The sequence below is a fragment of the Paeniglutamicibacter kerguelensis genome (assembly GCF_017876535.1).
GTDB classification, from domain to species: Bacteria; Actinomycetota; Actinomycetes; order Actinomycetales; family Micrococcaceae; genus Paeniglutamicibacter; species Paeniglutamicibacter kerguelensis.
In genome coordinates this window covers 1,395,294-1,408,281 of sequence record NZ_JAGIOF010000001.1, presented here as the reverse complement: position 1 = coordinate 1,408,281, position 12,988 = coordinate 1,395,294, and the positions used below count along the sequence as shown (strand labels likewise).

14 protein-coding genes and 1 other RNA gene are annotated in these 12,988 nt (G+C 66.5%); 5 read left to right on the top strand and 10 right to left on the bottom strand.

Going from position 1 to position 12,988, the window contains the following annotated elements; translation table 11 throughout:
• Positions 1 to 82: 82 nt before the first annotated feature.
• Positions 83 to 448, bottom strand: an RNA gene (gene rnpB, locus JOF47_RS06310) — RNase P RNA component class A.
• Between the two features lie 121 nt (positions 449 to 569).
• Between rnpB and JOF47_RS06305 the strand changes: the two genes are divergently transcribed.
• Positions 570 to 1,355, top strand: coding sequence for a YaaA family protein (locus tag JOF47_RS06305; RefSeq protein ID WP_209996682.1), 786 nt, complete (start codon positions 570 to 572; stop codon positions 1,353 to 1,355).
• A gap of 108 nt (positions 1,356 to 1,463) precedes the next feature.
• On the opposite strand, the gene JOF47_RS06300 is transcribed toward JOF47_RS06305, so the two are convergent.
• From JOF47_RS06300 to JOF47_RS06285, 4 genes are all read right to left on the bottom strand, one after another.
• A complete protein-coding gene (locus JOF47_RS06300) occupies positions 1,464 to 1,907 on the bottom strand; it encodes a VOC family protein (RefSeq protein ID WP_342592720.1) in 444 nt (147 codons plus the stop codon).
• A 29-nt stretch (positions 1,908 to 1,936) separates the two neighbouring features.
• A complete protein-coding gene (locus JOF47_RS06295; protein WP_209996680.1) occupies positions 1,937 to 2,677 on the bottom strand; it encodes a zinc ribbon domain-containing protein in 741 nt (246 codons plus the stop codon).
• Positions 2,678 to 2,837: 160 nt separating this feature from the next.
• Entirely contained in the window at positions 2,838 to 4,559 is a 1,722-nt protein-coding gene (locus JOF47_RS06290) for an HNH endonuclease signature motif containing protein (RefSeq protein WP_209996678.1), read from the bottom strand.
• Between the two features lie 84 nt (positions 4,560 to 4,643).
• Complete coding sequence (locus tag JOF47_RS06285; RefSeq protein WP_377738800.1) at positions 4,644 to 5,558, bottom strand: Nif3-like dinuclear metal center hexameric protein; 915 nt, start codon at positions 5,556 to 5,558, stop codon at positions 4,644 to 4,646.
• A gap of 417 nt (positions 5,559 to 5,975) precedes the next feature.
• Between JOF47_RS06285 and msrA the strand changes: the two genes are divergently transcribed.
• The 3 genes from msrA to epsC all read left to right on the top strand — a co-directional run bounded on the left by msrA (position 5,976) and on the right by epsC (position 8,221).
• The gene (msrA, locus tag JOF47_RS06280) at positions 5,976 to 6,518 is read left to right on the top strand and encodes a peptide-methionine (S)-S-oxide reductase MsrA (RefSeq protein WP_210001441.1); all 543 of its coding nucleotides are present in this window, start codon (positions 5,976 to 5,978) and stop codon (positions 6,516 to 6,518) included.
• 93 nt (positions 6,519 to 6,611) lie between these two features.
• Complete coding sequence (gene cysK, locus JOF47_RS06275; protein ID WP_210001440.1) at positions 6,612 to 7,547, top strand: cysteine synthase A; 936 nt, start codon at positions 6,612 to 6,614, stop codon at positions 7,545 to 7,547.
• Positions 7,548 to 7,636: 89 nt separating this feature from the next.
• On the top strand, positions 7,637 to 8,221 hold the full coding sequence (gene epsC / locus JOF47_RS06270; protein ID WP_209996672.1) for a serine O-acetyltransferase EpsC: 585 nt from the start codon (positions 7,637 to 7,639) through the stop codon (positions 8,219 to 8,221).
• Between the two features lie 94 nt (positions 8,222 to 8,315).
• Here the strand turns inward: epsC and JOF47_RS06265 are convergent, their stop codons facing one another.
• The 5 genes from JOF47_RS06265 to JOF47_RS21795 form a co-directional block, all read right to left on the bottom strand.
• Complete coding sequence (locus tag JOF47_RS06265; RefSeq protein WP_209996671.1) at positions 8,316 to 8,711, bottom strand: hypothetical protein; 396 nt, start codon at positions 8,709 to 8,711, stop codon at positions 8,316 to 8,318.
• 68 nt (positions 8,712 to 8,779) lie between these two features.
• On the bottom strand, positions 8,780 to 9,883 hold the full coding sequence (locus tag JOF47_RS06260; protein WP_209996670.1) for an ATP-binding protein: 1,104 nt from the start codon (positions 9,881 to 9,883) through the stop codon (positions 8,780 to 8,782).
• A gap of 93 nt (positions 9,884 to 9,976) precedes the next feature.
• On the bottom strand, positions 9,977 to 10,933 hold the full coding sequence (locus tag JOF47_RS06255) for a proline dehydrogenase family protein (RefSeq protein ID WP_209996669.1): 957 nt from the start codon (positions 10,931 to 10,933) through the stop codon (positions 9,977 to 9,979).
• Between the two features lie 197 nt (positions 10,934 to 11,130).
• Positions 11,131 to 12,135, bottom strand: coding sequence for an aldo/keto reductase family protein (locus JOF47_RS06250; RefSeq protein ID WP_209996668.1), 1,005 nt, complete (start codon positions 12,133 to 12,135; stop codon positions 11,131 to 11,133).
• Between the two features lie 94 nt (positions 12,136 to 12,229).
• Positions 12,230 to 12,706 carry an NAD(P)-binding domain-containing protein gene (locus JOF47_RS21795; RefSeq protein ID WP_245356281.1) on the bottom strand — a complete coding sequence of 159 codons (477 nt, stop codon included), beginning with the start codon at positions 12,704 to 12,706 and terminating at the stop codon, positions 12,230 to 12,232.
• On the opposite strand from JOF47_RS21795, the gene JOF47_RS22470 reads away from it, so the two are divergent.
• On the top strand, positions 12,596 to 12,979 hold the full coding sequence (locus tag JOF47_RS22470; RefSeq protein WP_377779770.1) for an IS3 family transposase: 384 nt from the start codon (positions 12,596 to 12,598) through the stop codon (positions 12,977 to 12,979). The two genes, JOF47_RS21795 and JOF47_RS22470, sit on opposite strands and share 111 nt — an antisense overlap.
• Positions 12,980 to 12,988 lie beyond the last annotated feature (9 nt).

The following is a 12,988-nucleotide window of genomic DNA, read 5'->3' as shown; positions in this document are numbered from 1 at the left end:
TATTCGACGACGAACGGTCATAGGAGCAGGAAACGAAAACCCCTACTTCCCCGTAATTTCAAGGGATGGAAGGGGATTTGAATGGACGGGATGGCCTGTACGCCGGGTTTTGTGCCGCGGTCGGTTACCCGAATCGCGGTGACGATCATCTATCTAGAAGTGCCGTTGCCGACACCCTCAAGCAGTCCACCCGACTACATTGAGCGAACAACCCAGTAGTCTGTCTGACCTTGCTCCGGGTGGGGTTTACCTAGCCGCCCCAGTCACCTGAGGCGCTGGTGGTCTCTTACACCACCGTTTCACCCTTACCCGCACGAATGCGGGCGGTCTATTCTCTGTGGCACTGGCCTGCGGGTTACCCCGAGTGGGCGTTACCCACCACCCTGTTCTGTGGAGCCCGGACGTTCCTCGGGCCACTTGCGTGGCACGCGATCGTCCGGCCATCCCGTCCAGCGTTCAAGTCTAGTCGCTTTTGGATCGTGGTTTGCACCTTGGGGGCTGCAGCCCGGCAGTCGGTCCCTTCAATTCACGAAAACGGGTTTGGGTCGCCGGGCGATTAGGATCGATGGGTGCTGATCTTGCTTCCGCCCTCCGAGGGCAAACAACCCGCTTCAAGCGGCGAACCGTTCAATGCAGATGCCCTGCAGTTCCCGGAACTGAACGCGCATCGCCACCAGCTCCTGGACGTGCTGGCCGAGGTCTCACGCGGCGGGGATGCCCTCGAGGTGCTCGGCGTGGGCAAGTCGCTGGTCGAGGAGGTCACCCGCAACATCCAGCTGCACAGGGAGCCTGCGGCCGCCGCACACTCGGTCTACACCGGGGTACTCTTTGAGGCGCTGGGCTACGACAGGCTCGATGCCAACCAGCAGCGCTTGGCGGACCGAAGCATCCTGGTGATCTCCGCGCTCTGGGGTGCCGTCGGCTTCGCGGACCGGATCCCGGCGTACAGGTTGTCGATGTCGGTGAAGCTGCCGGAAATCGGCAAGCTCGCCAGCTGGTGGAAGCCGAAGCTGACCCCTGTGCTCAACGAACGGGCCGCCGGCGAACTGGTGGTCGATTGCCGTTCCAGCACCTATGCGGCGGCTTGGGTCCCCGCCCCCGGGCAGACGGTCGGTGTTTCGGTGTTCCAGCTGCGTGGCGGGGTGCGCAAGGTCGTTTCCCACTTTGCCAAGCACACTCGCGGCGAGCTGGCTGCGCACCTGCTCACCCGCGGCACCGAGGTGGCAACGCCCGAGGAGTTGCTGGCGGCGGCGCGGGAACGCTGGGAGGCGGAACTCGTGCCGGGCACCGCACGCAAGGCGCACCAGCTGAACATCATCCTGCCCGAGGACCACGCGTTCAGGGCCGTGGGCTAGCAGCCGCCGGAACTGCGTCGGCTTGGATGCCTGCCGGTGGCCGGGCTGCCCGGATGGCGCATTGAGCGGACTCCGAGCATTCCGGGCGGCCGGGCCGTCCTAGTCGTCCTAGTCGCCGGCTACCAGCTCGAACTCGAATCCGTCCGGATCGGCAAGGTACGCGGCGTAATGCTGCGGGCCGCCGGCGTACGGGTGGGCGTCCGCGAAGAGCAGCCGGAATCCACGCTGGATGGCCGCGGCGGCAAGCCCGTCTACGCGCTTCCGGCTCCCGGCGGCGAACGCCAGGTGGTTGACCCCCGGGGCGCAGCGTTGGTGCGCAACTGGAAGGACGTCTGGACCCGATTCAAGAACGATGTAGTCGTTCGCCCCATGGTAGCTCGTGCCGTTGGCCCAGGGCTCCCCCGGGCCATAGCCAAGCTGCTCCAGCAGCCAGCCGACGGTGGCGCGGGACGCCTCGAGGTCGCGGACCCAGATTTCGGTGTGGTGCAGGCGGCCGCTGCGCGGGACGGCCACGCTTTCCGTGGCCGGTTCCGAACCCGGGGAATCGGCCACGGCGTGGTTCGCGGGTGTGCCCGACGGGCCTACGCGCCCCATTCGCTGCTGCGGACCAGGATCGCGCCGGTGTCGGGGCAGAAGACGATTTCGTCGGCGGGGGCCGCCTTGATCTCCGCGAGGTCGCCCGGAGCCAGGGCGATCCCGCTGGCCTCCGAGGTGCCGTGGAAGAGCCGGGCCGCACCGATGCCCGAGCGGGTGCGGATGCGCTCGTATATGGTGAACAGGCCCTCGTCGAAGGTGGCTGCAGCTTCCCTGCGCCTGACCTCGACGGCTGCGAGCTCCTCCTTCAGCGCGGCGACGGCCGCATCGCGGCGGGCCGTGTGGGCGTCGAGCTCGGCGGATCGCTGGGTGTTGAGTGCCGCCGCGGCGTCGTGCTCGGCCTGCAGGTCCTCCAGGTCGCCCATGATCTCCAGTTCGGCGTCCTCGAGGTCGCCGCGGCGCTTGGTGAGCGATTCGACCTCGTGGGACAGCGCCATCATGTCGCTGGCGGAACCCGCGTTGGTGTCGATCCGCTTCTGGTCCTTGTTGATGTGCGCGGTGACCTTCTCGACGGCGACCTCGGAGTCCTTCAGCGCGGCCTGCTGCGTGGTGAGGCGGGCGAGGACCTCGGCCAGCGAGGTGCCGGACTCGGTGAACCGTGCCTGCGCTGCGTCGACCTCGGCATCTCTGGAGGCCTCGGTGACGGTGCGCTTGAGCTTGGTGATTTCCGAATCGAGCCGGGCCAGGTCCAGGAGTCGAAGTTGTTCCGCCGGTGCTGCCTTTGCCATGGTGTCCTCCGCAATACGCTCGGTGCCCGCCTAAGCCGCGGGCACGAGGCGATCGGTGATCGCTTAGCCACAACATTAGTGTGCAGGGGGCGGGCGCAGGGTGGTCGACCCGCCGGGGTGGCGGACGGCGGCATTGCGGTTCGGGCGATTGCGTGGGTTTTCAGGCGGCGGCGGATTCCGGGTGGAAAACCCAGTTCCGCATAGGTCTTTGCAGCGGGTCCCGCGAGACCGGCAGCACCACGAACGGGATGTCCTTGATGAACTCGATCCCGAAGTGCCCGGCGTGGTGTGCGGAATGGCAGCCGACGCAGAGCAGCACGCCCTTGTTGACACGGGTTTGGCCGCCCTGCGACCACGGGTCGATATGGTGGGCCTCGGTTCGGTTCACGGCCATCGAGCAGCCGGGATTGATGCAACCGCGGTCCCGCGCCGCGATCGCCCGCTTTTGGCCCTTGGTGAAGAAGCGCCGCTTGCGGCCGAGGTCCAACGGCTGGCTGTTGCCGCCCATGACCAGCGGAAGGATGCCGGCGTTGCAGGCCAGCCGCCGGGCGGTGGCCGCGGCCAAGTAGTCGCCGTGGCCGGTGAGCCCGGGCGCCTCCGACGCACCGGTGAGTGAGTCGTAGTCGATCATGACAAGCATGTCCACACGGGAGTTCATGGACATCCCGGGATCCGCGGTGACGCCGGGGTTGGAGCCTGTCCGGACTGCATCGAGCACCGCCTGCAGCAAGCGCTGCGCCCGCGCCCGGGCGTTGGCCTCCGCCGGTCTCTCCCCGGGCAGCGTATCCCGGTCCGTGGTGGACGATGGCTGGCCCACGTCGGTGAAGCCCTCGCGAGGACGGTCTTCGGGCGGGATGCCCGAGCCAACGGCCCATTCCGGAATCGGCCGCGCCGGTTGCCCGGCGGCCGGGCCTGATGGCGGGCCGGATGGTGGGCTGATCCGATCGCCGGAGGCCGTGCGCGGATTGTTCAGGTCGTCGGCCAGGGTAGTAAGCAGCTCGTTCCCCTCGGCATCCGTCGTCAACTCCCATTGGTATCCGGTGGGTTTCTTGCCGCGGAAACGCAGGCCGAGGAAGGGTCGGATGGCTGCCTCGTCGCGTTCGATCGCTGTCTCATCGAGCCTGACGTTGGCTTCCCTGAGCATCCGGCCCACGGTACCGGCGTCCTGGTCGGTGACGGCCCGAGCGGCGACGGCCTCCAGTTCCGCGGCGGACTCGGCGGGGTTGGGCTGCGCCTCCAGTGCCGGGGCCATCGAACCGAGTTTCCCTGCGGTGTTGGCGATGAGCCGCGGGTCGGCCACCGCGTCCCGGAGGATTTCTCCGAGCCTGGGGAATTCGGGTTGCCGCACGGACCCGCCGGGTCCGCGGTGCGGCAGCAGTTTTTCGTAGCTATCCACGCGGTGCTTGGCCTGGAAGTACGTCAGCCTGAGCAGGTTCTTGAGCAGGTCCGCGGTGTCGCGGTTCAGCGGCTTCCTGCCGGCCGGGATGGTCTGGTCCACGGGCAGCGCCAGGGTGCCGGCCGCGAATTCGTCGCCACGTCCAAGCACCTGGTTCAGCTCGGCCAGCGGTTCCTCGGCGCAGGTGTGGGCATCGGCCTCGACACAGGCGCCCGCGGAGAGGATCTGTGCGTAGCCGGCGACGCGGTAGGGCTGTTCGGCAAAATGGGCGAAGGCCGCCGCCTGCACCGGCGAACCCTTGATGCCGCGCATGGCCCGATCCGCCGTCGTGCTGAGAACGGGGCCGAGCACGGCCAGGATGCGCAGGTCGTCGACCGGGGCCGCTGGGTTGGCCGCGCTCAGGACCCCGCGGATTGCGGCCAGCACCGCCGAAGTGGTTTTGTCGACCGGCGTATCACCGCAGTCGCCTTGTGCCATGGTGGACATGGCATCCACTATGGGCGCGACGGACTGCAGCCGGGGGCGTCGGCCCCGGGATGTGGATAAGCGTCAAGCGGTCAGGCAACTGCGCTACGGGGTGAGAATGAAGTCCCACGGATCGGAGTTGATCTTGGAAACCTCGGCCTCGACCGAGTGGCCCAGGTCGTGCAGCACATTGACCAGGGCGTCGGCCGCCGAGGGCAGCCACAGCCATTCGCTGGCGAAGTGGGATACGTCGATCAGGTACGGCTTGCCGTTCAGCGAGGCCTCGCGGGCCTCGGATGCGGGGTGGTGGCGCAGGTCGGCGGTCACGTAGACGTCGGCCTCCGAATCACGCACCGCGTCGAAGAGCGAATCGCCGGCGCCGCCGCAGACGGCGACCTTCTGGACGATTCCGGCACGCTCGCCCGCGACGCGCACTCCCCCGGCCACCGAGGGCAGCGCGGAGAAGACGCGGCTGGCGAATTCCTGCAGCAGCATCGGTTCGGGAAGCATGCCGACGCGGCCGATGCCCTCCTCGGGCAGGCCGGCGCTGGAGGGTGCCAGTGGCTTGGTGTCCGTGACGCCCAGGATGTCGGCAAGCACGTCGGAGACGCCGCCGAGCGCCGAGTCGGCGTTGGTGTGCGCGGTGACCAGGGCGCAACCGGATTCGATCAAGAGGTGCACGGCCTCGCCCTTGAAGCCCGTTGCGGCAACGGAGTTCACGGACTTGAGCAGCAGCGGGTGGTGCGTGACCAACAGGTCGGTGCCGCGCGAGACGGCGTCGGCGATCACCTCGAGCGTGGGATCGACGGCAAACATGATGCGGCGCACCGGGCGTTCGGGGCGCCCCACGACGGGTCCGACGGCGTCCCAGCTCTCGGCCAGCGACGATGGCCAGAGTTCCTCGATGGCCAGCAGCACCTCGCCAAGCGTGGGGGTGGTCAGCACGGGGGCAGGATCGTCGGCGAGCTCTTCGTCCTGGACCCGGTCGTCTACGCCGTCGTCCGCAGGGGCGGCGGCCACGGCACCGGCGGTTGCCGATGCCGGCTCGGCAACATCGGTCAAACCTGCAGCGGGCGCCGCGGTGCCGGCCTGGCCGGGCTCGCCGGGCAGCGTTGAAACGTTGCCAGGCACGGCGGCCATGGCCCCGGGATCGGATGCGGGCATGGTTCCGGAGGCCTGGCCGACCCCTTCCGGGTCCGCCTGGTCGGAGACGATACGCATGCCGTGTGGCTGTCCCTTGTTGCTTTGCATGCATCTACCGTAACCGGATTGGCGCGCTTTGGACGCATGCCCGGCAATGATTTGGGCGCATGTCCGGGTACGGGTCCGGGAATGAAATGCCGCGCCCCGTGCTTGAGTATCCATGTGAACGATTTTTCAATCTCCGCGACCCCGATCCGCTTTTCGCCGACCACGGTCGGCGGGGACGGGCAGCAGCTGCGCACCTTTCTCCTAGCAGGCGGCTGTTTTTGGTGTTTGGACGCGGTGTACCAGCGGACCCGCGGGGTGACCTCGGTCATTTCCGGCTACACCGGCGGGGACGACCCGGCACCCCACTACAGGTCGGTCTGCTCGGGAACCACCGGTCATGCGGAAGCGGTCGCCGTAACATTCGACCCGGCGATCGTGCCCGAGGAAGTCATTCTTGACATGTTCTTCACCATGCACAACCCCACCACGCTGAACCGGCAGGGTTACGACGTGGGCACGCAATACCGTTCGGCGATGTACCCGCTGGATGACGCCCAAGAGGAGCTTTTCCGCGAATCCATGCGGAAGTTCGCCGGGTTGTACGCCGATCCGATCGTGACGGTGTTCGAGGAACCCGCCGACTTCTTTGTGGCCGAGGGCATCCACCAGGATTACTACAACCGTTTCCCGGGCGAGGGCTACTGCCGGGTCATTATTGACCCGAAACTCGCGAAAGCAAGGAAATATTACGCCGCGTGGCTTGAAGAACCCGCCACGCCTCGCAGCTGACTAGGCTTATAGCCAACCACTTGACCACGGTTCAACCCTGCGGGACCGCTTGCATGTAAGGACACATCCACCATGGCTAAGGACACATCAACCATGTCGAAGATCTACAACGACGTCACCGAAATCGTCGGCCGCACCCCGCTGGTGCGGTTGAACCGCCTGGCTGAGGGCCTGCCGGGCAACATCGCGGTGAAGCTTGAGTTCTACAACCCGGCAAACTCGGTCAAGGACCGCATCGGCGTGGCCATCGTGAACGCCGCCGAGGAATCGGGCGCGCTGAAGCCGGGCGGAACCATCGTGGAGGGCACCTCCGGCAACACCGGCATCGCCCTGGCCATGGTCGGCGCGGCACGCGGCTACAAGGTTGTGCTGACTATGCCGGAGACCATGAGCACCGAGCGCCGCGTCATGCTGCGTGCCTTCGGCGCCGAGATCGTGCTGACCCCGGGCTCCGAGGGCATGCGCGGAGCCGTGGAGAAGGCCAAGGAGATCGTGGCGACCACGGAGAACGCCATCTGGGCGCAGCAGTTCGCCAACATCGCCAACCCGAACATCCACGAGGCCACCACCGGCCCGGAGATCTGGGAAGACACCGACGGCGAGATCGACATCCTCGTCGCGGGCATCGGCACCGGCGGCACCATCACCGGTGCCGGCCGCTTCCTGAAGCGGCAGAAGCCGGGACTGCAGGTCATCGCCGTGGAGCCGAAGGACTCGGCCATCCTCAACGGCGGCAAGCCGGGCCCGCACAAGATCCAGGGCCTGGGCGCCAACTTCATTCCCGAGGTGCTGGACACCGAGCTGTACGATGAGGTGCTTGACGCCGCGATCGACGACTCGGTGTCGGTGGCCCGTGCGCTCGGCACGCAGGAAGGCATCCTGGGCGGCATCTCCGGCGGCGCCGCCGTCTGGGGCGCCCTGCAGGTCGCTGCCCGCGAGGAAAACGCCGGCAAGCTGATTGTTGCCGTGATCCCCGACTTCGGTGAGCGCTACATCTCCACCCTGCTCTTCGACGACATCCGCGGCTAAGGGCCCGCATCGTTTTCGGCCGGCAGCGCCATTCGAGCGCCTTTCCCTCGGATGGCGCTGCCGGCCATCTTCCGAACAAAGGTCACGTTGTGAGTTTCTTTTCCCGATTGCGCGAGGATCTAGTCAGCGCGAGCGCCCATGATCCCGCCGCCCGCGGCAATGCCGAGAACTTCCTGGCGTACTCCGGGCTGCATGCCATCTGGATCCACCGGTTGACCCACCGGCTCTGGCAGAACCCCAAGTTGCGCTTCCCGGCGCGGCTGATTTCCCAGGCCGGCCGGTTCATCACAGGGATCGAAATCCACCCGGGCGCAACGATCGGCCGGCGCTTTTTCATCGACCACGGCATGGGCGTGGTGATCGGCGAGACCGCGGAGATCGGCGACGACGTGATGATCTACCACGGTGTCACGCTCGGCGGGCGATCGCTGGCCAAGGTCAAGCGCCACCCGACCATCGGGGACCGCGTGGTCATCGGCGCCGGAGCCAAGGTCCTGGGCCCGATCGTGATCGGCGCGGACTCGGCCATCGGCGCCAACGCCGTGGTGGTCAAGGATGCGCCGGAGGATTCGATCATCACCGGGATCCCGGCGAAAAACCGGCCACGCACCGCCGAGGAACACAAGCCGGCGGTGGATCCGGCCGAGTACATCGACCCTGCCATGTGGATCTAGCGGGCCGGATACCGGTAGCCAGAAACAAAGCGGCGTCGAAACCGTCCCCCTTTCGGGGCGGTTTCGACGCCGCTTTTCTTTGCCCGGTGCCGGCCTATGCGTCCAGGGATTCCGCTGACTTCCCGCGGGCGGTTTTGAAGGACGTCACCGGGTCGTACCAGTCGATGTGCTGGTTGCCCAGGCATGCCAAAAGTTCAATGAAGTCATCCATCGACCACACGATGTCCGTGAAAATGCCGGCAGCCTCGTCCTCGACTTCCCGGCGGCCCCCGTTCACGTAGTGCACCTCGATGCCCTCGGGCACTCCGGTCTTCGCGGCGGAATATACGTAGATGATGACGACGATGTCCTGGTCCTTCCAGGGCTCATGGTGCACCGTTCCGGCGAACTCGCGCCTTCCGGCAACCACCGCCGCAAGCGACAGACCCCAGCCTTCGGCCGGCGGCCCCTCGCCGCGCAGCCGCGCGGCAACCGCAAACTCCCGCGTCAAGCGCCTTCGTGCGAACACCAGGCCTCCTCAACGTGGCTTATGAAGTCCCGCCGGTTTGGATGGGTCGCTCAGGCCCCGTCCGGATACTTGGAGAGAAGGTATTCACGCAGGCCGGGGATGGCGAATCGGATGTTTCCGCGGCCCGCCGGCTCGGCCAGGCCCGCGGCAATGAGACGGGAGCGGTAGTTGCCCGAGGTGTTGCGCCGGTCCCCCATGCGGGCGCCGACCTCGGCAATCGAGGAGGGTCCGTCGTCGACGGCCATGGCCAGCAGGAAGTCCAGGTCCTTGGACGAGGCCTCGGAGAGCGCCGCCTCGATGACAACCCGGGTGTTGCGCCGCCGTGCCACCCGCGTCGCCTTCTGGACGTCTTCGGGGCCGATGGTCCCGGAACCGACCTCGGCCAGCTGCCACAGGTGGTAACCGACCAGCTGGATCAGGAACGGGTACCCGTCGGTGGCCTCGGCGGCCAGCTTGGCCAGCTCGGGCGACAGACCGAAGCCGGCGCCGTTGAAGGTATCCAGGTAGGAGGCCTTGACCTCGCCGACGGCGGCGGCATGCAGGTCGATCCGGTCCGCCCGGCGCAGGAAGGTGGCGACGCCCTCGTTGAGCAGGTCGGAGACCGCGGCGGGCAGGCCGGCGAACACCAGCGCCACGGGCAGTCCGTCGCGGATGAAATGCTGGACGCTGGCGGCCAGTTGCGCCAGCTCGCTGCGGTCAGCCGCATGGATCTCGTCGACCGTGATCAGCAGCCCGGTTTTCTGCGCCTCGAGATAGCCCAGCAATTCTTCGCCGAGCTGGCGCCAGCCGACCTGTTGTTCGGGCGGCAGGCTGGTGGAGATGCTGAACCCGCCCGCGGAGAACCCGGTGATGCGTCGCCGCGCGGGCCCGTCGCCGAGTTCGCCGGCCGCGTGTTCCATGGCCTTGCCCAGCCTGCCGAGGAAGCCCGCCGTCGCCGTTTCGGAGATGACAACCCAGCCCTTGGCGCGCGCCATGTCCTCGGCGACGCCGAGCATCACGGTCTTCCCGATGCCGCGGGCGCCGGTGATGATGGACAGTAGCCCGGGCGCGCCGGAGCGGATGTCGAGTCCGTATTCGAATTCGTCGAGGACTCCTGTGCGGCCGATGATATCCGGCGGGGTCGCCCCGGCCGTCGGGCGGAATGGGTTGATCACTGGCAACTCCGGTGAATAGTTGTGTCATCTGTGAATACCTGTGTAATTAGTGTAATCCAGTGTTCACGGGGGAAAACGCAACACACCGTTGATCTATGCCGCGGGATCCGGGTTCATGTCGGCCAGTGCCGCCAGTGCTCGCTCGGGATGTTCCGCCATGCGGTTGAGCACGTACAGCCACCATTCCCCGCCAAAGACGATGTACTCACGCGTCGCGTAGCCCTCGGCACGCAGCTGATCCATCAGCTGCGTGCCGAGACCCAGCAGCATTTCGAATTCGACGGCACCGCCCTTCAGGGCATCGCCGTGCTCGGCGATAAGGGCATAAACAAGTTCCCCGTCGTGGGTGGCAAAGGCCGCGCTGTGTCCCGACTCCACCAGCCGGGCAGCCAGCGAACGGTACGCCGCAGAAAGCTCCTCGCTGTTGCGCGGGTAGGCAACGGATTCCGGTTCGAGGAAGGCCCCCTTGACCAGCCGGATCCTTCCGGGGCGTCGCAGGACCCGCTCGAGGTCCGCCGGCGTGCGGTGCAGCCTTGCCTGGAGCGTGATGCCGATCCGCGGGATCTCGTCGGCGAGCTGATCGTAGAGGTCCAGGATCAGGTCGGTCCGGTCCGATCCCTCGGCGGAGATCATCAGGATGGTTCCCTGCGTCTCCGTTGCCCGGGCGAGTGCCCGGACATGTTCCAGCGCAAGCTCGCGCTCAACAAGCGCGCCGAGGTGCGTGAGGTCGAAGGAGATCGTGCCGGGCAGCGTGGAGTCGGCCAGCGCCGCGGCCACGTCCAGGAATACCCCGGCCTCGGACACGGCAAGTTCGCGGGTGCGCACCGATTCGCCCGCGTATTCGATGCTGATGCGGTGGCCCCTGTCCGCGGCCTTCCGCGCGACCCGGATCGCATCTTCGACGGTGTCCCCCGCGGTGTATCTCCGCGAAACCCGCGTTGCCATTTCCGCCAGCACCGGCGAGGACATGACCCGCGCTTTCATGCCCTCGTCGAGGGCAAATGTCCGCAGCGTGTCGGCTGCGCGTTCCAACTCATAAGCACTTGTCATAGGCCTAAACGTAGCTCACGACGGATCGAGTTCCGGCGTCGGTTACGCAACGGCCGGGCTAGCAATTGGTCGTTGCCGCCGGAGCGCGGCAGTACGAGTCCGGGAGGGGCCCATGGCTGCTGTCACCTCCCCGCAACGATCCCTATTGAGGCAGGGGCCCGCAAGCGCCCGTGGCGTGAGAGGGATCCCTTTGACTCCTACACGGGGCGCGTTTCCGGGCTCACGGTCATGGCGGGGTCGCGCTCGACCGAGTCGCCGAGCGCATCGTCTATGGCGGACATCAGCTCCGGCGGGATCACCACGCCGGATGCCTTGACGTTCTCTGCCACCTGCTCGGGCCTCGAGGCACCGACCAGGGCCGTGGCGACATTCGGGTTCTGCAAGACCCAGGCGATGGCCAGTTGGGACATCTTCAGCCCCAGCTCATCGGCGATCGGCCGCAGCCCCTGGACACGTTCGAGCACCGCGTCGTCCAGGAACCGGGAGATGGTGTTTTTCCCGCCCTTTTCGTCGGTGGCGCGGCTTCCGGCCGGGGCTGGTTGCCCGGGAAGGTATTTGCCGGAGAGGACGCCCTGCGCCATCGGGGACCAGACGACCTGGGACATGCCCAGTTCCTTGGCGGCGGGCACGACCTCGGCCTCGATCACGCGCCACAACGCCGAATACTGGGGCTGGTTGGAAACCAGCGCGAACCCCGCCTGCTTGGCCAAGCGTTGTCCCTCGCGCAACTGTACGGCCGACCACTCGGAGACACCGATGTAGAGGGCCTTGCCGGCGCGCACGACGTCGGCGAACGCCTGGATCGTCTCCTCAAGCGGCGTCTCGTAGTCGTACCGGTGTGCCTGGTAGAGGTCGACGTAGTCCATGTCCAGGCGCCGCAGCGAACCGTTGATGCCCTCCATGATGTGCTTGCGGGACAGGCCGGTGTCGTTGGGACCCTTGGGGCCGACGGGCCAGTACACCTTGGTGAAGACCTCAAGCGATTCGCGGCGACGGGACTTCAGCGCCGCCCCGAGAACTTCCTCGGCGGCGCCATTGGCATAGGCGTCGGCCGTGTCAAAGGTCGTGATGCCCGCATCCAGTGCCGCCTCGACGCAGGCGGCCGCAACATCGTTTTCCACCTGGGAACCGTGGGTGAGCCAATTGCCGTAGGTGATTTCGGTGATTTTGAGCCCGGAGGCCCCGAGGTATCGATAGTCCATGGGGTCGAGCCTATGCCCGGGCATGGTGCCCAACAAGGCATGTGCAAGCGGTGTGCCAATCCGGTCTCGGCCCGGATGCACCAGGGGCAGCCGTTCAGCGTGTCAGGGCCAGGTACTCGTGGGTGAAGGCGTGGCGCACCTCGATGCCCTTGAGCGCCGCATCCCCGTGCAGCTCATTGTTCTCGATGTTGACCTTGACGCTGATGACGGCATTGGCCTGGATCTGCTCGATCGAGTAGGCGGACATCCGCGCAGCCAACGAGGGGCCGCGCAGCAGCATGGCGACCGAGCGGGCGTGCCGGGAAATGAAGATTGCCGCCTGCCCGGCGGAATTCCCTACCCCGATGGTGCATTCGGACCAAGGAATCGAGTGCCGGCACGCCCGCTGGCAGAAACCGCTCAATGATTCCGGATGTCGCAGCCGATGCCGCGCAAGAGCAATCGCCTGGACAACGCGGTGATGGAGAACTTCTTCGGGCACCTGCAGGAAGAGATGTTCCTCCACCATGAATTCACCGGCACCGAGGGGCTTCTCGCCGAGCACGGGGACTATATCCGCTGGTACAACCACGACCGCATCTCATTAACGCCCGAGTGCTTGGGCACGAAGGTATATCGGCCCAGACACTCGCTGCGCAGTAGAATCTTGCTTACCGAGTCCAACTTTCGGGGGCGAGTTCAATTGCTTGACCACCAACATTCGTTCATGAATGTTTCACTTCTATGTGTTTGGCTCAGACACGTGACTGCCGTGCCAGCCAAGTCACTCGTCTCCCTTGGCCGCCTGCCAGCAATCAACATGCAGACGCTCATCACCCACGGCACAGGGCGTGCCACACTCTAGAGAGTGGGA